We start from the raw sequence: 19,203 nt of genomic DNA on the forward strand, positions 1-19,203 counted from the left end.
TGCTATTCTGGCGGAGGTATGGTGTTCTATTGACGATGAAAAAACATGCCGATTTTTCAGTTGTCAGTAGTCCGTCGACCGTCGTTCAGCAAACATATCGTACCCCGAATTCTGAGATTTGACAAGGCAGTTTATTGCTTCCCATTACCATCTGTTATATGATTTTCATGAAGAAAAGCCCATGAATATATTCAAAAGAGGTATTATATATGGACGATTTTAAATTAGACAAACCGACTCCTTACTACCTGCAATTTTATAACCAACTGAAAAAAATGATCTTCAACGGAACTTTTAAGCCGGGGGAACGGATAAACGAAACCCAGCTGGCGAAAAGCTTTGGTGTCAGCCGCTCTCCAATAAGGGAAGCCATGCGGCTGCTTGAAAAAGACGGTTTGTTAAAAGCAGATGACCGAAATGGATTTTCTATTACGTCGTTAACGGCAAAAGATGTAGATGAGATTTATAAAATCAGAATTCCGCTGGAGCAGCTGGCAGTTGAGTTAGTCATAGACGAAGCGGATGAGGAAGAGCTTGCCATTCTTGAAAAACAGCTTGAAGAAACAGAAAAAGCCATTCACAACGGAATGGAAGATACGGAAATCATCAGTTTAAACCAAAAGTTTCATGAGCTGCTTGTCGATTTTAGCCATAACAAACATTTGAACAATTTGCTTGAGCATGTAAATGATCTGATTCACTTTTGCAGAATCCTTAATTATACTGGCGACCACCGTGCAGAAACGATACTGAGTGAACACCGCAAAATATTTGAAGAAGTGAAAAAGAAAAACAAAAAAGCAGCCAAACAGTATGTGGAGGCTCATTTCAATCATGACTGTGAGCACTTGAAGCATTTGCTTGAAGAAAGAAAAGAGAATTGATTATTGTGTGATCCGTCCCAAGGGGAATCTTGCCCCTTGGTTTTTTTGCGCTCACTAACATATATAAGGGATTATGGTAATAAGATTTTATGATAGATTGACTAACGAATAATGGGGGTTACACATGTTTATCCATATCGTCCGGCCTGGTGATTCTTTGTTTTCCATAGGCAGAAGATACGATGCTGCTGTTGATCAAATCCGGGGTGTGAATGGGTTAGACGAAACGAATATCGTGCCGGGGCAGGCTCTGCTAATCCCTCTTTATGTATATACAGTGCAGCCGGGAGACACGCTGACCGCCATTGCGGAAAAAGCGTTTGTTCCATTAGAGCGACTGCGGGCCGCAAACCCGGGCATCAGCCCAAATGCTTTGCAAGTCGGAGCAAAAATAACGATCCCTTCTATCTCAAATTACATTGCGGGGACGCTGAGTTTTTATGTGCTCCGAAATCCTGATCTCGATCGGGAGTTAATTAATGACTTTGCGCCATACTCGTCTTCGATTTCGATTTTCGAATACCATATTGCACCTAATGGCGACATTGCAAACCAATTAAATGATAAGGCCGCGATTGAGACAACATGGCAAAGACGAGTCACACCGCTGGCAACGATCACGAATCTCACATCAGAAGGCTTCAGTACGGAGATCGTTCACCAAGTCCTGAACAACCCGACAGCGAGAACCAATCTGGTTAACAATATTTATTATTTAGTTTCCACAAGAGGATATGGGGGGGTGACAATCGATTTTGAACAGGTAAGCGCCGCGGATCGTGATCTATTTACCGGGTTTTTACGTCAGCTGAGAGACCGCCTTCAGGCAGGAGGGTATGTGCTGACGATAGCTGTTCCGGCAAAAACAAGCGATCAGATCCCATGGCTGAGAGGCTACGATTACGGAGGGATTGGAGCAGTTGTCGATTATATGTTTATTATGGCTTATGATTGGCATCATGCAGGAAGTGAGCCGGGCCCGGTAGCGCCGATTACTGAGATCAGGAGAACCATTGAGTTTGCGATTGCGCAGGTGCCGCGCAGAAAAATCATCATCGGAGTCCCTCTTTATGGGTACGACTGGATCATCCCGTACCAGCCGGGAACTGTTGCTTCAGCCATTTCAAATCAAAACGCAATCGAAAGAGCGATGAGGTACCAAACGCCGATCCAATATTCAGCCGAATATCAATCACCTTTTTACCGGTACAGTGATCAAGAAGGGCGGACGCATGAGGTATGGTTTGAAGATGTCAGAAGCATGAGCCGGAAAATGCTGATCGTCCGGGAATACGGATTGCAAGCTATAGGCGCTTGGCAGTTAACCTTGGGTTTCACGCCAGGCCCATGGCTCTTGCGGAAATTTTTTACGATCAGAAAGGTATAAAAAAAGACACCAAAGCCAGGTGTCTTTTCAGGTTTTAGACAAGAGACGCAGAATAATTCAATCATTTGTCCCTTGCATGGCGTTCCGTCCCCATTTTACGATTAGTAGTAGTCTGATCAAACAAAGCGTGTGAGAGGGAGTAGTCAAAATGAAAACAGTATTGATTTTAAATTTCCCCGCGGAAGGCCATGTGAACCCTACTTTAGGCATCACAAAAGCATTTTCCGAAAAGGGGTATGACGTCCATTATATTTCAACTGAAAAATATAAAAAACGATTAGAAGCGGCGGGAGCAACTGTCCATCTACATCAGGATCTGCTGCGAACAACACCTATTCAAATCGCTTCACCCAATGGAATTCTTGAGTTTCTTAAAATCCATATCAAAACCTCGCTGGATATTTTACATATTGTGAAAGACTTATCTAAGAGCATTCAATTTGATTTTGTTTATTATGATAAATTCGGCGCGGGGGAATTGGTGAGGGATTTCTTAGATATTCCTGGAGTCTCTTCATCGGCGTCCTTCCTGTTTGGCGAAGAGCATCTGAAAATCCTGCCTCTGCATCCGGAATCCGGAGCGCCGCTTGAATTGGATCAAGAGTGCGAAGACCTTTTGGCAAAAATGAAAGAAACGTACGGTGTTGCCCCGAAAAACATGGTGCAATTCATGAACAATAAAGGGGAATTAAATGTAGTGTATACAAGCCGTTATTTTCAGCCGGAAAGCGATCGCTTTGGGGATGACTGTCTGTTTATCGGTCCCAGCTTTCCAAAGAGAGCGGAAAAAACAGATTTCCCGATTGAACAGTTAAAAGATGAAAAGGTCATTTATATCTCAATGGGAACTGTTCTGGACAATACGGAAGAATTCTTCAATCACTGTATAGATGCATTTTCCGGCTTCAACGGAAAAGTCGTCATCGCTGCCGGGGAAAAAGCGGATCTGACCAAACTAAAGCAGGCGCCGGAAAACTTTATCATCGCCCCGTATGTCCCTCAGCTTGAAGTGCTGGAGCAAGCTGATGTTTTTATTACACACGGCGGAATGAACAGCGTAAATGAAGGCATTCATTTCAATGTGCCTCTGGTTGTAATGCCCCATGACAAGGATCAGCCGATGGTGGCGCAGCGTCTCTCGGAACTCCATGCAGGCTATGTCATTTCTAAAGATGACGTCGATGTACAAAAATTAAAACAGGGCGTAGATGAGGTTATGCATCACGATCAATATACGGAAGGCATTCAAAAAATCAATCAAAGCTTCCAAGAGTGTATGGACATGGATGAAATGATGGAGCGGATTGATGAATTGATTGGTCAAAAAAACAAATAAACAACAAACTCCCGTACCTGGTACGGGAGTTCGTCATTTAAAACTCGATTTTGATCTTTTGAGCATCACTGATTTTCTGATGGTTGTGGTCAAAGACGTCACTTGTTGTGATTTCGATCCACTTGATCTCTTTTTCTTTCTTCTTATCATCAGCATCTTCATCATGAGCATGGCCTCTTGATGCATTTACAATAAATCCGAGATTTCCGGACTTTTCTGCTCCGCCTTCCAATTCGCCATTCAACTCTTCAAGATAAATATCTTTGTTCCAATCAAAGGTTTCCCCTGTATTTGTTTTCATCAAGGCAACCGGCGCAACATTTACTTTTTTTGAAGATGTGTTCTTGATGTCAACGAAGACCTTAACGAAATCAAACTCTTCATCGTGTGTTAATACATGAAAATAATCAATCATGCTGTAGTCCGGGCGCAAGTGGATCAGCTTCATTTCTTTTACTGTTAACTCCACGTCGCCAATCTTATAGGTTTGATTCACTTGCTTGATATTCTTTAAAACAGCTTTTCCCTTGTCATCAGAAAACGTTTGGCCCGCCTTCATCAAAGATCGGTCATCGGTGACTTGTGAATTGGGCTGATAATCATCTCTGCTGTCTTTTTGAGATGACGTGCTTTGCGGTGTGGCTTTTACCGCTTGCTCCTCGCCCGCATTTTGTTTTTCTGTATTGACGTTTGATGAGCAGCCCGCAAGCATGACGATAAAAACAGCAATCGAAATAATTCCTCTCATCATGATTCCTCCATTAAAAAGAGAGCCCGTTACTTCATACAAGCAACGGGGCACCTTGTATTCTTTTACTTATCGTTAATCTTAATCTTGTATTGTAAAGCGCTGAAAACTTTTTTCGCGATTTCAGTATTATCAATTTGGCCTGCAAAATCATCGCTTGACGGCCCGTACGCGTAGACGGGAACATCTTCACCGGTATGTCCGCCTGTCGTCCATCCAGTGTGGGAGCGTTTATTGAAAATCTCCTCAATCGCGTTATCGATTTCAAGTACTTCTTTCGTTTTTGCGGCTTTTTCAACAGATTGAATTTCTGATTTAGTTAAAGCCAATTTCTTTTGGTCAATATACGTTTTTAATGTTTTTTCAACACCTGCGCCGTCAGCGATTTTTTCTGCCATAAAATCAGGTGTGCGCTTTGCGGCTTTAATAGGTTCACTGAACCAGTTGTAGATGCCGTCCGCACCGATTGAGTATCCGCCTGTGGAGTGGTCAGCCGTTGCGACAACCAATGTGTGTTTGTCTTTTTTGGCGAAATCAATAGCCGCCTTAAAAGCTTGTTCAAAGTCTTCCATCTCACTCATGGCGGCGACGATATCATTGTCATGTCCCGCCCAGTCAATCTGGCTGCCTTCCACCATGAGGAAGAAACCGTCTTTATCCTTGCTTAATTTTTTAATCGCAGTGTTTGTCATATCTTTTAATGAAGGGATATCCTTCGTACGGTCCATCATTTTAGGCAGGCCGCCGTCAGCGAATAGGCCGAGAACTTGGCTGTCTTTATTTCTAAGCATGCTCTTGCGGTTATCCACATAGCTGTAACCCGCTTTTTTGAATTCCTTGATTAAATTGCGGTCCTTGCGGTCAAAATTGCTTTTTCCTCCGCCAAGAAGCACATCAATTTTGTGCTTACCGTTTACCATTTCATCAAAATAATCATCGGCAATCGAATTCATGTTTTTCCGGCTGTGATCGTGGGAACCGAAAGAGGCGGGAGTGGCGTGTGTAATTTCTGAAGTAGCCACAAGGCCTGTTGATTTTCCTTTTTCTTTCGCTGCTTCAAGAACCGTCTTGACCTCTGATCCGTCGTTATCCACCGCAATCGCATTGTTATATGTTTTCACTCCAGCTGACATAGCCGTTGCCGCAGCTGCAGAATCTGTTACGTTTTGTTCTGGATCTTCAGGGTAAGTCGTTTGCTGGCCGACAAGGTATTGATCAAAAGCGGTAGGCTCTACAAACTTTGTCTTTTTATTATCCTTTAAGTAACGATAAGCGGACGTATACGACACACCCATACCATCACCAATCAGTACGATCACATTCTTAATTTCGTCTTGATTCCCCTTTTTCTTTTCCTTGGCGCTGGCTTCAGGCACACTGCCGCCGGCTAAGCTGCTGAACGCAATACATGATAAAACCGCGATAGGCAGTAATTTTTTCGGGAATTTTTTCAACTGGATAACCTCCTATAATATATGATCTCAATGACAACCCCATTATATTTTTTAAGTGTTAAGCAAGTATTAATCGATTATAAAGATTAGATTTACAAGAATAAGAGAGTGGGGGACAATGGGGGTCCTTCAGGCTGAGTGAGGATGAGCATATAGAAAAGCTGGATGCCGGGGACAAGGGGGATCAAGAGACTGGGAGATATGACAATTTACAAAAAGAAAGCAGGGACCTCTATAAAAATCCCTGCTTTTATTTAATGATCAAACAAGGTCTTTTCATTAAGGGAAAACTGACTCGCAGTATAATGATCACCTTGCTTCCATTTCACTTCAACCGTAATATCATGGCCTTCAAGCTCATGTTCATCTAATCGCTCCAAAAAAGAAACGGACTTCTCTTTTGCGCTTCCATCGCGGGAAGTGCCGCCGGAATAATCTCGGATGGGGATTTCTGTATCAGAATTCAGCAGAACCTCATCATCTTTTTTTACAATCAGAGATTCCACATAAGTGTTGTCAGCTTTAGCCGTATCACCGATCCAATAAAGATTGCCGCTGTATTCGTTAAGGGCATCTTCATTTTTGGTAAAAACAGCTTCCCAATTCCGATCTTTGCTTTCTCCCCGCCAATTCGGATATTCCAATCGCAGATGATGAATAAGCTGATACGAAAAAAAGATCAAGCAGAAAACCAATAATAGGGATGCCGTGAAAATGAGAGGGTATTTATAAAGACTGGACATAATAAACTCCTATTCGTTTAATTAATTACCTTTGAAAAAAGAATTTCATCCCGGATCAAAATGCCGTTTTCTTCGGTTTGAGCCGCCTCGCTTTTTCAACTGCGTTTGGAAACAATGCGGCAAATTGATAGCCCCTCTTTTGATAAAACGCCATCGGGTACATTATCGTTCGTTGTGATAAGCTTTAGCCATCTTTTCAACCTGCAGCAGTAAAGCTGAGCCGATCCCATTCTTTTCAATAATATTATCTAAATATACAATATATAACGATAAGAAAATAAATATTGAGGTGACGGTATGGAAATCAACGATGTCATTTACGGGCGGCATCATATAGACGGAGTGCTGGAAGAGCTTATCAAAAGCTCGCCGGTGCAACGATTAAAAGGAATCTATCAAGGCGGAGCAAGCTTTTTAGTCAATCAAAAGTGGAATGTGACCCGGTATGAGCACTCCATCGGCGTGATGCTCCTCATCAAAAAGCTTGGAGGAACAATAGAGGAACAGATTGCAGGCCTGCTCCACGATGTGTCACACACCGCTTTTTCTCATGTAATCGATGTTGTCTTTGAAAATGAAGAGGAAGATTATCATGAAAACATCTTTCAACAAGTCATTGTTCACTCTGAGATCCCGGGTATTCTAAAAAAACACGGTTATGAAGCCGAAGAACTTTTATCAGACGATACGAGATGGACATTGCTGGAACAGCCCGCTCCGGAGCTTTGTGCCGATCGGATAGACTATACGCTGCGCGACATGTACCGATATGGACACATTAGCCTGCTCGAAGCGCAAAGCTTTTTAGATCATCTTATTGTGAGAAACGGAAAGACGTTTCCGGATGGTATCGAAGCCGCCGAATGGTTTGTCGGGGTGTATTACATGGAAGTGATTGATTTCTTTTTGAATCCTGTGAATGTATATGGCTATGAATACTTAGCAAGAACGTTGAAGGCTGCGCTGCGGCACAATATCATATCCGCAGAAGATCTGCTAAAAACGGATCAAGAGGTACTCCACATTCTGCATGCATCAAAACATGAAGAAGTAATCAGCTTGCTTAAACATATTCATCCCGGCATCCAAGTAAAAGAAGATGACATCCAGTACGATTTCCATCAAAAGAAGAAAATGCGTCTCATCGATCCATCCATTTTTCATGAAGATGAATGGATCAAAGCCTCAGACGTTTCTGAAAAGGTGAGAAAGATGGGGAAGGCGGCTTATCAAAAAGCAAAAAAAGGTGTGTATATAAAAGTGTTGCATCACTAGTTGCCGCGTGACAGCGGCTTTTTTCATGTTTGGCTATGTAAATCAAGGGGAATAGGACAAACTGTGGGATCGTTTTATGAGAATATCAGCGTATTTACATACCGTTCGGGGGTATAGTATTATCGAAAGGACATATTTGCTTGCAGTTATTCGTTTTATTGTCTGCTGGCAAAAATAACAGTAAAAAATGAAGCAAAGGAGAATGAACATGAAACTCTCTAAAAAAGCACTGGGAATCCTGATGTTATCTCTTGTTTTTGTTTTATCAGCATGCGGCAATAACAATAGCACAAAAGAAAATAAACATGAAAATCATTCAGATTCATCATCACATGAAGAAATGGACCATTCCGGATCAGCTGACGTACCAGAGGGATTACAGGAATCTAAAAATCCGAAATATAAAGTAGGCAGCCAAGTGATCATCAATGCATCTCATATGAAAGGCATGAAAGGTGCCGAAGCTACAGTGACAGGCGCCTATGACACAACGGCGTATGTTGTCTCTTACACTCCGACAAACGGAGGACAGCGTGTAGATCATCACAAATGGGTGATCCAAGAAGAGATCAAAGATGCGGGAGAGAAAACTTTAAACCCCGGAGATCAGGTGATCTTAGAGGCTTCTCATATGAAAGGCATGAAGGGAGCAACAGCCGAGATCGACTCCGCCGAAAAAACAACCGTATACATGGTTGACTATACATCGACAACTAGCGGTGAAAAAGTGAAAAACCACAAATGGGTCACCGAAGACGAGCTTTCAGCTAAATCATAAAAAATCCTCCTTTTACAAGGAGGATTTTCAGCGTGTCGACAAACCCTAGCATTCGTTGTCAAGCCTGTGCGTTGGTGCTCACGAATTAGGACATTCGCTCCGCTCCAATGCTCGCCTTTCCTAGACTTCAAGGGTTTTCAACCACGCTGAAAAGATGACAAAATCCTAAAACTAAACCGTTTTAGGATTTTGTCAACAATCTGAAATCCTCTTTTTACAAGGAGGATTTTTTTGCTGTCTGGACAGGTCTTGTTAAAGAAATTAAGGCAAACAGGACAGCGATAATGACAATCGATCCGCCGCACCAGGCCGTTGAGACAACACTATCCGTCTGATTCAAAACAACACCGCCAATGGCTGAGCCAAGGGCAATTCCGACTTGGAGAGCAGACGTATTAAAGCTTTGCTGAATGTCAGACGAATCTGGCGCAATTTCTATCAAATAGCTTTGCTGAGCCGGGGCGAGGCTCCAGCTCAGAAGTCCCCAAATCACCATGACAGGTAAAAAGAAAATCATAGATGACGTTGACAGCGGCAGTAAGAACATAATGATGGCGAAGGAACCGGTCACCAGCAAAATGCTCTTAAACGAACCAAGCCGGTCAGAAAGCGCTCCTCCGAAAGGACCTCCGCACACAGCAGATATCCCGAAAAGGAAATAACAAATGCTGACCCAGAAAGAGCCCAGGTGAAGAGTTTCTTCTAAAAACGGCGCAAAGTAGGCGTATAGCGTGTAGTGCCCCGCTAAAGTAAACATCGTGACAAGGTGTGAACTCGCGATTTTCAGATTGCCTATCGTCTTGAGCTGATCTCGGAAAGGTATCATTTTTTCCGTCGGTATTTTTTCAAAGAAGATTGAAATAACCAGCATGGAGACTAGCGCCAAAAGTCCAATGCCAAGGAATAAAATGCGCCATCCAAAGGAATCACTGATTAAGATTCCGAGCGGCACGCCTAATGCGATAGCAGAACTGAATCCCATAAAAATAATGCCGATTGCGCGCGCTCTGTATTCAGGCGCTACAATTTTCGGGGCAATCGTTAAGGAAAGCACAACAATCAGCCCCGTACTCATCGCAGCCAATACCCTTGACACCATCAGCGTGGCAAAATTAGGGCTGAAATAGGCCACAAGATTGCTAAGGAAGAAAACAAATAAGGAAATTAAATATAAACGCTTGCGCTCAATCTTCGCAGTCAATGCCAAAAGCAGCGGCCCTGACACTGCATAGCCAAGCGCAAACACACTGATCAGCTGCCCGGCTGAGACAATGGAAATATCTAAATCATTTGCGATCTGAGGAAGAATTCCTCCCACAATTAACTCAACCAATCCGACTGCAATTGTAGAAGCTGCAAGCAGGAAAACTTTAAAATTCATAACAAACTCCTTTACTAAAATGTTTTGACAAATAAAAAAATCCTGATTACAAAAAATGTCATAAACAATTTTTGTAATCAGGATTTTACGGTTCCTGGTAGACACCCTCAAACCATATTATTGAGGTTATACAAGTGATCATAGCTATTCAATTGATTCGTTTCTGTTGATGAGTGTAACACATTATGAATGAATCTTCCATAGAAAAATGTACAAGCGATGAACTGTACCAATATATGATTATATTTATTTTTTAAAAGTATAGACATTTAAAAAATAATGACTATAATAATGATTGTAAGCGTTTTAATCACAAGGGGGGATAGCAGTTGAAAAAAATATTACTTGCGTGCAGTTCAGGAATGTCCACCAGTTTATTGGTGACAAAAATGAAGGAATACGCACAATCCATCGGAGAGGAAGCAGAGATTTGGGCTGTCGGCCAAGATAAGGCGAAAGAAGACATGAGAAAAGCGGATGCCGTTTTGATCGGACCGCAAATGAGCTTTCTGAAAAGCGAACTGCAAAAAGAGGCGGATCAATACAATATTCGAGTTGAAGTTATTGACATGATGGCCTACGGAATGGCAGATGGCAAAAAAGCGTATGAGCAGGCAGTGTCATTAATGGAGAATCAATAATGGAGCACATAAAAATCACGGATTTAACAGACGAACAAATCAGTTTTCAGCTTATCCTGCACAGCGGGAATGCCCGCAGCTGCATCATACAATCACTGCGCGCCTACAAGGAAGGGAACAAGGAAGAGGCGGATGCCCTCATTGCCAAGGCGGAGCGGGATTTATCCGCGGCCCATGACATTCACTTTCAAATGATACAGAAAGAATCAGGCGGGGAAGCGGCGGATTTCTCCTTGCTGCTCATGCATTCGGAGGATCACCTGATGTCAACATTGACCATGAAAGAATTAGTGAAAGAACTGCTTGATCTCTTTCAAACAAAGAATCTATAAAAAATCGGGGTGGATAGGGTGTTCGAGAAAATCAGCCAATTCCTTGTTCCAATTGCAGGGAGGTTAAACAATAACCGCTATTTGCAAGTGCTGCGAGATGCGTTTATGCTGGCCTTCCCGCTTACGATATTCGGATCCATTTTTGTGGTGTTAACGAACTTGCCGTTCTTAAACAAAATTATGAATGCGTCAATGCTTACATCGTTTCAGTCTCAATTCGGCATTGCCTCCACGGCGACTATGGGCATTATGTCTGTCTTTGTCGTGTTCGGGATAGGCTATTACCTGTCAAAAAGCTATCAAGTCGAAGCCGTATTTGGGGGCGCGATCGCTTTGGTGTCCTTTTTGCTCTTAACGCCTTTTATCGTTCAACCGGAAACAGGGGATGCCATTACAGGGGTTATCCCGGTCGATCGTCTCGGTGCAAAAGGGATGTTTCTTGGTATGATTACGGCATTTCTTTCTGCTGAAGTCTACAGAAGAATCGTTCAAAAAAACCTGACGATCAAAATGCCTGCGGGTGTTCCGCCTGCTGTGGCAAAATCATTCGCCGCACTTATTCCGGCATTTATTACATTGACCGTGTTTTTGCTGATTAACGTTCTGGTGACGCAGCTATTTAAAACAAATATGCACGACGTCATTTATCATGCGATTCAGGCTCCGCTTGTCGGACTTGGAAGCGGTATCATTCCGACGCTGATTGCCGTGTTTTTCATTCAAATCCTTTGGTTTTTCGGGCTGCACGGACAGATTATTATCAACTCCGTGATGGACCCGATTTGGAATACACTGCAGGTAGAAAACCTTTCTGCTTACACGGCGGGAAAAGAAATCCCTCATATTATTTCAAAACCGTTTATGGAGATTTATACAGTAGGCATGGGCGGAACCGGGATGACGCTTGCGATTGTCTTTACCATTCTCATATTCATGAAAAGCAGGCAGATGAAACAAGTATCAAAACTTGGCCTTGCTCCCGGTATTTTTAACGTAAACGAACCAATTATCTTCGGGCTTCCGATTGTCATGAATCCGATCATTATTGTGCCTTGGGTTTTGGCGCCGATGGTTGTTACGCTCGTCACCTATCTGGCCATGTCAGCGGGGCTCGTTCCGCCTCCGACTGGTGTTACGGTGCCGTGGACGGTTCCTTTATTCATTAATGGCATCATGGCGACGAACTCGATCATGGGGGGCGTGATGCAGCTTGTCAATCTGCTGATTGTCTTCGTGATTTGGTTTCCGTTCCTAAAAGCAATGGATAAATTAAATCTGGCAAAAGAAAAAGAACAGGCTGTCCAGGAAACAGCTGCTCAGCAAAATGATAACAGTATCAAAATGTGACATAAGGGGAGAGAGACTTGGCACAAACAGAACAATATCGTTTTCCAAAAGATTTTTGGTGGGGGTCATCCGCTTCAGCAACACAAACGGAGGGTGCCGCCGATAGAGACGGAAAAGGGCAGAATATATGGGATTACTGGTTTGAAAAAGAACCGCATCGCTTTTTTGATCATGTCGGGCCCGCAGCGACATCTCAATTTTACGACAATTATAAAGAAGATATCAGGCTGATGAAGGAGCTTGGCCACAACTCGTTCCGGATGTCGATTTCCTGGTCGCGTTTAATACCGGATGGAACAGGAGAGGTCAATGCCAAAGCTGAAGATTTCTATAAGAGAGTCATTGATGAGCTGATCGCGAACGGAATAGAGCCTTTTGTCAATTTGTTTCATTTCGATATGCCGATGGAGCTTCAAAAAATCGGCGGCTGGGTAAACAGAGAAACGGTTGACGCTTATGAAAACTATGCGAGAACGTGTTTTCGTTTATTTGGAGACCGGGTGAAAAAATGGTTCACGCATAATGAACCGATCGTCCCCGTAGAAGGCGGATACTTATATGATTTCCATTATCCAAACAAGGTCGATTTTAAAGAGGCTGTCCAGGTCGGTTTTCATACGATGCTATCGAGTGCACGTGCGATTCAGGCTTACAAGGGGATGAAGCAGGACGGAAAAATCGGCATCATTTTAAATTTGACACCGTCCTATCCGAGAAGCAGCCATCCGGCGGATGTGAAAGCGGGAGAAATAGCAGACGCGTTTTTTAACAGATCCTTTTTAGACCCATCTGTTAAAGGAGAATTTCCAAAAGAGCTGGTTGACATTTTAAAGAGCGAAGGCTTTGTTCCTGACTATAAGAAAGAAGATCTTGAGGTCATCAAACACAATACGGTTGATCTGTTGGGGGTGAATTATTACCAGCCGAGACGTGTAAAAGCAAAAGAACATCTTCCGAACCCCGACTCTCCTTTTTTGCCGGACAGGTATTTTGACCCTTACGTCATGCCGGGCCGCAAAATGAATCCGCATCGCGGCTGGGAGATCTACGAAAAAGGCGTTTATGATATTTTGATCAATCTAAAAGAAAACTACGGGAACATCGAGTGCTTTATTTCTGAAAACGGCATGGGGGTCGAAGGCGAGGAACGCTTCAGGGATGAGCAAGGCATCATTCAAGATAATTACCGGATTGAATTTATAAAAGAACACCTTAAATGGATTCACCGCGCCATACAGGAAGGGTCAAACGTAAAAGGCTATCACCTATGGACGTTTATGGACAACTGGTCTTGGACCAATGCTTATAAAAACCGATATGGGTTTGTATCAGTCAATCTCGAGAAAGACGGGGAAAGGACCATCAAAAAAAGCGGAAAATGGTTCAAGGAGATTGCTGAGCAAAAAGGTTTCTAAATTTACAGATCTTCCGGCAATTATCATGATGATTAGAGTCCACGGCCAGCCGCAACATTGATGAAATAGGGAAAAGAACTTATGATATCCGTAAAAGCTTATGTGATATCAAACTCTAACAGCTGCCGGAGGATACCAATGAATAAATACGAAATCATTGCAAATGAAATGAGAAATAGAATCAAAAATAACGTCTATCCGATCGATCAGCCGATTCCCGATGAAGTGTCTCTTGCGAAAGAGTTCAACTCAAGCCGCATGACGATGAAAAGAGCTTTGGATAATTTAGTTGCCGAAGGGCTGCTGTTCAGAAAACGAGGGCATGGCACGTTTATTATTCAATCAGCGATACAGGATGACCATGTCCATGTGGTCAGCAATGAAATCCTCGGATTGACCAACTTGCTGAAAGATAAGAAAATCAAAAGCAAGGTCATTCAGTTTGAAGTGCAATTTCCCACAGAGGAAGTGGCCGCCCATTTGTCTATTGATCAGAAAACACCTGTTTATTATGTCGTACGGCTGCGGATTGTAGAGGGCGAGCCCTATGTATTGGAAAAAACATATATGCCGACTCATTTAATACCGGGCATTAATGACGATGTCCTTCATGATTCGATCTACAACCACATCACAAACGAGCTGCAGCTCAAAATCGCCGGAACACACCGGAAAATCAGAGCCTGCAAATCTGATCATATTGACCAGCAGCATCTGGGCTGCAAAAAGGATGATCCAATTCTGGAAGTCGAACATGTGGGCTTCTTAGATAACGGCATTCCATTTGAATATTCCTTTTCCCGTCATCGTCATGACAAATTTGTCGTCACTTCGGTAAACATACGGCGCTGATCGCGGAGATAACAAGGAGGCCATCTGAATGCTTGGCGGTATTGAAGCAGGCGGCACAAAGTTTGTTTGTGCCGTCGGTAAAGAAGATGGAACGATCATTGACCGAGTTGAGATCCCTACAACGATGCCGGATGAAACGATAGAGAAAGTGATTCAATATTTTCGCCAATTCTCATTACAGGCTATCGGCATCGGATCCTTTGGTCCCGTTGATACCGATAAAACCAGTAAAACATACGGAACCATTATGGCCACGCCGAAAGACGGATGGAGACACTATCCCTTTTTGCAAACCGTCAAAAATGAAATGAAAATCCCAGTCGGATTTCATACGGATGTCAACGCTGCGGCGCTGGGTGAATTCCTTTTCGGTGAAGCGAAGGGCCTAGACAGCTGCCTGTATATAACGATTGGAACTGGCATTGGTGCAGGTGCAATTGTAGAGGGCCGGCTCCTTCAGGGGCTGTCACATCCAGAGATGGGCCATATTTATATCCGGCGGCACCCGGATGATGTATACCAAGGGAAGTGCCCGTATCATAAGGATTGCTTTGAAGGCCTGGCTTCTGGTCCCGCCATAGAAGCGCGCTGGGGAAAAAAAGCTGCTGATTTATCAGATATAACCCAAGTTTGGGAGCTGGAAGGGTACTATATTGCCCAAGCGCTGTCTCAATATATTTTGATCCTTGCGCCTGAAAAAATCATTCTTGGCGGCGGCGTGATGAATCAGCGACAGGTGTTTCCTTATATTTATCAATATGTACCGAAAATCATGAACAGTTATCTCGATTTTTCCGAATTGTCAGAAAGTATAAGTGATTATATTGTACCTCCATGTTTAGGCGGTAACGCCGGAATCATCGGCACGTTTGTTTTAGCGGATCAGGCCTTACAAGAAGCATCAGCATCCGGGGAGGTGCGGTCATGAAGCACCCTTTATTTTTGGAGCCTGTCTTTAAAGAAAGAATATGGGGAGGAACAAAGCTTCGTGACGCTTTCGGCTACGCGATCCCCTCGGAAAAAACAGGTGAGTGCTGGGCCGTTTCTGCACATGCCCATGGCTCGTCGGCTGTTAAAAACGGCCCGCTGGCAGGAAAGACACTTGACCAAGTATGGCAGGATCATCCGGAGATTTTCGGTTTTCCAGATGGAAAGGTGTTTCCGTTGCTGGTAAAGCTGCTGGACGCCAATATGGATCTCTCCGTGCAAGTACATCCAGATGATGATTATGCGATACTGCACGAAAACGGCGATCTCGGCAAAACGGAGTGCTGGTATATTATTGATTGCAAAGATGACGCCGAAATGATTTTGGGCCATCACGCAAGCACAAAGGAAGAATTCAAACAAAGAATGGAAAGCGGCGATTGGCACGGGCTGCTGAGACGCCTCAAAATCAAGCCCGGAGATTTCTTTTATGTCCCAAGCGGTACGCTCCATGCTTTATGTGAGGGAACCCTTATCCTTGAAATCCAGCAAAACTCTGATACAACGTATCGCGTTTACGATTATGACCGCTGCGATGATAAAGGCCAAAAAAGAACTCTCCATATAGAAAAAGCCATGGAAGTCATAACGATACCGCATATTGATACAGTGCATACACCGGCAGTGAAAGAAGTCGGTAATGCCGTAATCACTGTTTATGTACAATCGGATGACTTCTCCGTGTACAAATGGAAGATTAGCGGCCGAGCTGTTTTTCCTTCTCATCAAACCTATTTGCTGGGGAGTGTCCTGAATGGATCAGGCCGAATCGTAAATAATGATATTCAGTATGAGTGTAATGCAGGCTCACACTTTATTCTGCCTGCGCATTTTGGCGAGTTTTCAATAGAAGGAACGTGTGAGTTGATAATATCTCATCCTTAATGAATGGGGGAATTGCATTGTTTAAGAAACATACGATTTGTTTGCTCATCTTATTTTTACTTGTGTCTGCTGCTTTGGCAAAACCAATTGAAGCGCATACTGTGCCGCCTGTTAATCCTAATGCACAGCAGACAACAAAAGAAGTAATGAATTGGCTTGCGCATCTGCCGAATCGAACAGAAAACAGAGCCCTTTCCGGAGCGTTTGGAGGCTATAGTCATGACACATTCTCTATGACTGAAGCTGAAAGAATTCGAAACGCTTCGGGACAATCACCTGCTATTTACGGCTGTGATTATGCCAGAGGATGGCTTGAAACTGCAAATATTGAAGATTCGATAGATGTAAGCTGCAACAGAGATCTGCTATCGTATTGGAAAAGCGGGGGAATTCCGCAAATCAGTCTGCACCTGGCGAATCCGGCTTTTCAATCAGGACATTTTAAAACATCAATTACAAACGATCAGTATAAAAAAATATTAGATTCTTCAACAGTGGAAGGGAAGCGGCTGAATGCCATGCTCAGCAAAATTGCTGACGGACTTCAAGAACTGGAGAACCAAGGCGTGCCTGTTCTGTTCAGGCCGCTGCATGAAATGAACGGTGAATGGTTTTGGTGGGGACTTACTTCATATAATCAAAAGGATAATGAAAGAATCTCCCTCTATAAACAGCTCTATAAAAAAATCTATCATTATATGACCGACACAAGAGGACTTGACCATTTGCTTTGGGTTTACTCCCCCGATGCCAACCGAGATTTTAAAACCGATTTCTACCCGGGTGCGTCTTACGTGGATATTGTCGGATTAGATGCGTATTTTCAAGATGCCTATTCGATTAACGGATACGATCAGCTAACGGCGCTTAACAAACCATTCGCCTTTACAGAAGTTGGCCCTCAAACAGCAAACGGCAGCTTTGATTACAGCCTGTTGATCAATGCAATAAAACAAAAATATCCTAAAACCATTTACTTTCTGGCATGGAATGATGAGTGGAGCCCAGCTGCAAACAAGGGTGCTTCAGCTTTATATAACGACAGCTGGACACTTAATAAGGGAGAGATATGGAACGGTGATTCTTTAACGCCTATTGTTGAATGAATAGGAAGCATTGTACACTTTAAGAAGGTGCTCATGAATGTCTTGAGCATCTTCACACCCTGATCAGGCATTCATATCTATTTGTAAGATCAGATAAAGTATACATCTGACAAAGCGTGAAAGAATGAAATAAAAAAATGTAGAAAAGGTGTTGACCTAATAAAATACACATGGTATATTATTAAACGTCGCTGATGAACAGCACACAACAACACGAAAAACAAAAAAAGTTTTTCTAAGGTGTTTACAAGTTTTAAAAAACGTGTATAATAAGTGAAGTCGAATTAAAAAAGATTCGATTAACGAAAAAACATTCTTAAAAAACTTCTTGACTTCAACATCAAATGATAGTATGATAGTTAAGTCGCTTGATAAGCGCCCGTAGCTCAATTGGATAGAGCGTTTGACTACGGATCAAAAGGTTAGGGGTTCGACTCCTCTCGGGCGCGCCATTATAAAATACCACGCGGGTGTAGTTTAGTGGTAAAACCTCAGCCTTCCAAGCTGATGTCGTGAGTTCGATTCTCATCACCCGCTCCATTATTGAATGATCTTTGAAAACTAAACAAGACAAAACGTACCTGTTAATTCATTTTTTTATAAATCGCACAGCGATGTGCGTAGTCAGTCAAACTAGACCTGCACGACGCAGGTCACGCAGGTGTCACCGCAGGATGCGGTGAACTTAACCTGTGATCCATTTTATCGGAGAGTTTGATCCTGGCTCAGGACGAACGCTGGCGGCGTGCCTAATACATGCAAGTCGAGCGGACAGATGGGAGCTTGCTCCCTGATGTTAGCGGCGGACGGGTGAGTAACACGTGGGTAACCTGCCTGTAAGACTGGGATAACTCCGGGAAACCGGGGCTAATACCGGATGCTTGTTTGAACCGCATGGTTCAAACATAAAAGGTGGCTTCGGCTACCACTTACAGATGGACCCGCGGCGCATTAGCTAGTTGGTGAAGTAACGGCTCACCAAGGCAACGATGCGTAGCCGACCTGAGAGGGTGATCGGCCACACTGGGACTGAGACACGGCCCAGACTCCTACGGGAGGCAGCAGTAGGGAATCTTCCGCAATGGACGAAAGTCTGACGGAGCAACGCCGCGTGAGTGATGAAGGTTTTCGGATCGTAAAGCTCTGTTGTTAGGGAAGAACAAGTACCGTTCGAATAGGGCGGTACCTTGACGGTACCTAACCAGAAAGCCACGGCTAACTACGTGCCAGCAGCCGCGGTAATACGTAGGTGGCAAGCGTTGTCCGGAATTATTGGGCGTAAAGGGCTCGCAGGCGGTTTCTTAAGTCTGATGTGAAAGCCCCCGGCTCAACCGGGGAGGGTCATTGGAAACTGGGGAACTTGAGTGCAGAAGAGGAGAGTGGAATTCCACGTGTAGCGGTGAAATGCGTAGAGATGTGGAGGAACACCAGTGGCGAAGGCGACTCTCTGGTCTGTAACTGACGCTGAGGAGCGAAAGCGTGGGGAGCGAACAGGATTAGATACCCTGGTAGTCCACGCCGTAAACGATGAGTGCTAAGTGTTAGGGGGTTTCCGCCCCTTAGTGCTGCAGCTAACGCATTAAGCACTCCGCCTGGGGAGTACGGTCGCAAGACTGAAACTCAAAGGAATTGACGGGGGCCCGCACAAGCGG

17 protein-coding genes, 2 tRNA genes, 1 rRNA gene, 1 pseudogene and 1 riboswitch (1 of these 22 only partly in view) are annotated in these 19,203 nt (G+C 43.7%); of the genes and pseudogenes, 16 read left to right on the top strand and 5 right to left on the bottom strand.

From position 1 onward, the window contains the following. Positions 1–209 precede the first annotated feature (209 nt). The 3 genes from ABZM97_RS03200 to ABZM97_RS03210 all read left to right on the top strand — a co-directional run bounded on the left by ABZM97_RS03200 (position 210) and on the right by ABZM97_RS03210 (position 3,607). Positions 210–884, top strand: a complete 675-nt coding sequence (locus ABZM97_RS03200; protein WP_367387208.1) for a GntR family transcriptional regulator — start codon at positions 210–212, stop codon at positions 882–884. A 124-nt stretch (positions 885–1,008) separates the two neighbouring features. Continuing rightward, positions 1,009–2,271, top strand: coding sequence for a glycoside hydrolase family 18 protein (locus ABZM97_RS03205; protein ID WP_087993584.1), 1,263 nt, complete (start codon positions 1,009–1,011; stop codon positions 2,269–2,271). A gap of 148 nt (positions 2,272–2,419) precedes the next feature. Next, a complete protein-coding gene (locus ABZM97_RS03210; RefSeq protein WP_253268858.1) occupies positions 2,420–3,607 on the top strand; it encodes a glycosyltransferase in 1,188 nt (395 codons plus the stop codon). 37 nt (positions 3,608–3,644) lie between these two features. Here ABZM97_RS03210 and ABZM97_RS03215 read toward each other — a convergent pair whose 3' ends face one another. The 4 genes and pseudogenes from ABZM97_RS03215 to ABZM97_RS03230 form a co-directional block, all read right to left on the bottom strand. Then, on the bottom strand, positions 3,645–4,355 hold the full coding sequence (locus ABZM97_RS03215; protein ID WP_367387475.1) for a DUF4352 domain-containing protein: 711 nt from the start codon (positions 4,353–4,355) through the stop codon (positions 3,645–3,647). 65 nt (positions 4,356–4,420) lie between these two features. Continuing rightward, complete coding sequence (phoB, locus tag ABZM97_RS03220) at positions 4,421–5,809, bottom strand: alkaline phosphatase PhoB (RefSeq protein WP_367387209.1); 1,389 nt, start codon at positions 5,807–5,809, stop codon at positions 4,421–4,423. Between the two features lie 254 nt (positions 5,810–6,063). Continuing rightward, positions 6,064–6,552 carry a DUF4944 domain-containing protein gene (locus ABZM97_RS03225; protein ID WP_087993588.1) on the bottom strand — a complete coding sequence of 163 codons (489 nt, stop codon included), beginning with the start codon at positions 6,550–6,552 and terminating at the stop codon, positions 6,064–6,066. A 17-nt stretch (positions 6,553–6,569) separates the two neighbouring features. Further along, positions 6,570–6,813 (bottom strand): annotated as a pseudogene (locus ABZM97_RS03230) (GNAT family N-acetyltransferase); the annotation flags it as partial. Between the two features lie 36 nt (positions 6,814–6,849). Here ABZM97_RS03230 and ABZM97_RS03235 point away from each other — a divergent pair. Continuing rightward, complete coding sequence (locus tag ABZM97_RS03235; RefSeq protein ID WP_087993589.1) at positions 6,850–7,827, top strand: HD domain-containing protein; 978 nt, start codon at positions 6,850–6,852, stop codon at positions 7,825–7,827. A 208-nt stretch (positions 7,828–8,035) separates the two neighbouring features. Beyond that, the gene (locus ABZM97_RS03240) at positions 8,036–8,605 is read left to right on the top strand and encodes a YdhK family protein (RefSeq protein ID WP_087993590.1); all 570 of its coding nucleotides are present in this window, start codon (positions 8,036–8,038) and stop codon (positions 8,603–8,605) included. 214 nt (positions 8,606–8,819) lie between these two features. On the opposite strand, the gene pbuE is transcribed toward ABZM97_RS03240, so the two are convergent. Next, the gene (gene pbuE / locus ABZM97_RS03245) at positions 8,820–9,986 is read right to left on the bottom strand and encodes a purine transporter PbuE (RefSeq protein WP_087993601.1); all 1,167 of its coding nucleotides are present in this window, start codon (positions 9,984–9,986) and stop codon (positions 8,820–8,822) included. Positions 9,987–10,040: 54 nt separating this feature from the next. Then, positions 10,041–10,140: riboswitch (purine riboswitch) on the bottom strand. Positions 10,141–10,315: 175 nt separating this feature from the next. Here pbuE and ABZM97_RS03250 point away from each other — a divergent pair. From ABZM97_RS03250 to ABZM97_RS03300, 11 genes are all read left to right on the top strand, one after another. Next, positions 10,316–10,627, top strand: a complete 312-nt coding sequence (locus tag ABZM97_RS03250; protein ID WP_087993591.1) for a PTS sugar transporter subunit IIB — start codon at positions 10,316–10,318, stop codon at positions 10,625–10,627. Further along, entirely contained in the window at positions 10,627–10,959 is a 333-nt protein-coding gene (locus tag ABZM97_RS03255) for a PTS lactose/cellobiose transporter subunit IIA (protein WP_087993592.1), read from the top strand. Before ABZM97_RS03250 ends, ABZM97_RS03255 begins: the two co-directional genes overlap by 1 nt. Positions 10,960–10,977: 18 nt before the next feature. Then, positions 10,978–12,306 (top strand): PTS cellobiose transporter subunit IIC, encoded by a 1,329-nt coding sequence (gene celB / locus ABZM97_RS03260; protein ID WP_202329034.1) that lies wholly within the window; start codon positions 10,978–10,980, stop codon positions 12,304–12,306. Positions 12,307–12,323: 17 nt separating this feature from the next. After that, positions 12,324–13,721, top strand: a complete 1,398-nt coding sequence (gene gmuD, locus ABZM97_RS03265) for a 6-phospho-beta-glucosidase GmuD (protein ID WP_087993594.1) — start codon at positions 12,324–12,326, stop codon at positions 13,719–13,721. A gap of 138 nt (positions 13,722–13,859) precedes the next feature. Continuing rightward, positions 13,860–14,573, top strand: coding sequence for a transcriptional regulator GmuR (gmuR, locus tag ABZM97_RS03270; protein ID WP_148964486.1), 714 nt, complete (start codon positions 13,860–13,862; stop codon positions 14,571–14,573). A gap of 28 nt (positions 14,574–14,601) precedes the next feature. Further along, entirely contained in the window at positions 14,602–15,501 is a 900-nt protein-coding gene (locus tag ABZM97_RS03275) for an ROK family protein (RefSeq protein WP_367387210.1), read from the top strand. Further along, positions 15,498–16,445: a mannose-6-phosphate isomerase, class I gene (gene manA / locus ABZM97_RS03280; RefSeq protein ID WP_367387211.1), complete on the top strand. Its 948-nt coding sequence runs from the start codon at positions 15,498–15,500 to the stop codon at positions 16,443–16,445. Before ABZM97_RS03275 ends, manA begins: the two co-directional genes overlap by 4 nt. Positions 16,446–16,462: 17 nt before the next feature. Continuing rightward, positions 16,463–17,551: a mannan endo-1,4-beta-mannosidase gene (gene gmuG, locus ABZM97_RS03285; protein WP_087993602.1), complete on the top strand. Its 1,089-nt coding sequence runs from the start codon at positions 16,463–16,465 to the stop codon at positions 17,549–17,551. 375 nt (positions 17,552–17,926) lie between these two features. Beyond that, positions 17,927–18,003 (top strand) — tRNA-Arg (locus ABZM97_RS03290). 14 nt (positions 18,004–18,017) lie between these two features. Further along, positions 18,018–18,091, top strand: a tRNA-Gly gene (locus ABZM97_RS03295). A gap of 162 nt (positions 18,092–18,253) precedes the next feature. Next, positions 18,254–19,203 (top strand): 16S ribosomal RNA (locus tag ABZM97_RS03300) (it continues 600 nt past the right edge of the window).

Source organism: Bacillus vallismortis (assembly GCF_040784915.1).
Classification (GTDB): Bacteria; Bacillota; Bacilli; order Bacillales; family Bacillaceae; genus Bacillus; species Bacillus subtilis_G.

Excerpts from the sequence above, each read along its gene's own strand:
- ABZM97_RS03235 (WP_087993589.1), top strand. The coding sequence starts at position 6,850 with ATGGAAATCAACGATGTCATTTACGGGCGGCATCATATAGACGGAGTG.
- ABZM97_RS03210 (WP_253268858.1), top strand. The coding sequence starts at position 2,420 with ATGAAAACAGTATTGATTTTAAATTTCCCCGCGGAAGGCCATGTGAAC.
- gmuR (WP_148964486.1), top strand. The coding sequence starts at position 13,860 with ATGAATAAATACGAAATCATTGCAAATGAAATGAGAAATAGAATCAAA.
- ABZM97_RS03240 (WP_087993590.1), top strand. The coding sequence starts at position 8,036 with ATGAAACTCTCTAAAAAAGCACTGGGAATCCTGATGTTATCTCTTGTT.
- ABZM97_RS03275 (WP_367387210.1), top strand. The coding sequence starts at position 14,602 with ATGCTTGGCGGTATTGAAGCAGGCGGCACAAAGTTTGTTTGTGCCGTC.
- ABZM97_RS03255 (WP_087993592.1), top strand. The coding sequence starts at position 10,627 with ATGGAGCACATAAAAATCACGGATTTAACAGACGAACAAATCAGTTTT.
- pbuE (WP_087993601.1), bottom strand. The coding sequence starts at position 9,986 with ATGAATTTTAAAGTTTTCCTGCTTGCAGCTTCTACAATTGCAGTCGGA.
- ABZM97_RS03225 (WP_087993588.1), bottom strand. The coding sequence starts at position 6,552 with ATGTCCAGTCTTTATAAATACCCTCTCATTTTCACGGCATCCCTATTA.
- ABZM97_RS03200 (WP_367387208.1), top strand. The coding sequence starts at position 210 with ATGGACGATTTTAAATTAGACAAACCGACTCCTTACTACCTGCAATTT.
- ABZM97_RS03215 (WP_367387475.1), bottom strand. The coding sequence starts at position 4,355 with ATGAGAGGAATTATTTCGATTGCTGTTTTTATCGTCATGCTTGCGGGC.
- manA (WP_367387211.1), top strand. The coding sequence starts at position 15,498 with ATGAAGCACCCTTTATTTTTGGAGCCTGTCTTTAAAGAAAGAATATGG.
- ABZM97_RS03205 (WP_087993584.1), top strand. The coding sequence starts at position 1,009 with ATGTTTATCCATATCGTCCGGCCTGGTGATTCTTTGTTTTCCATAGGC.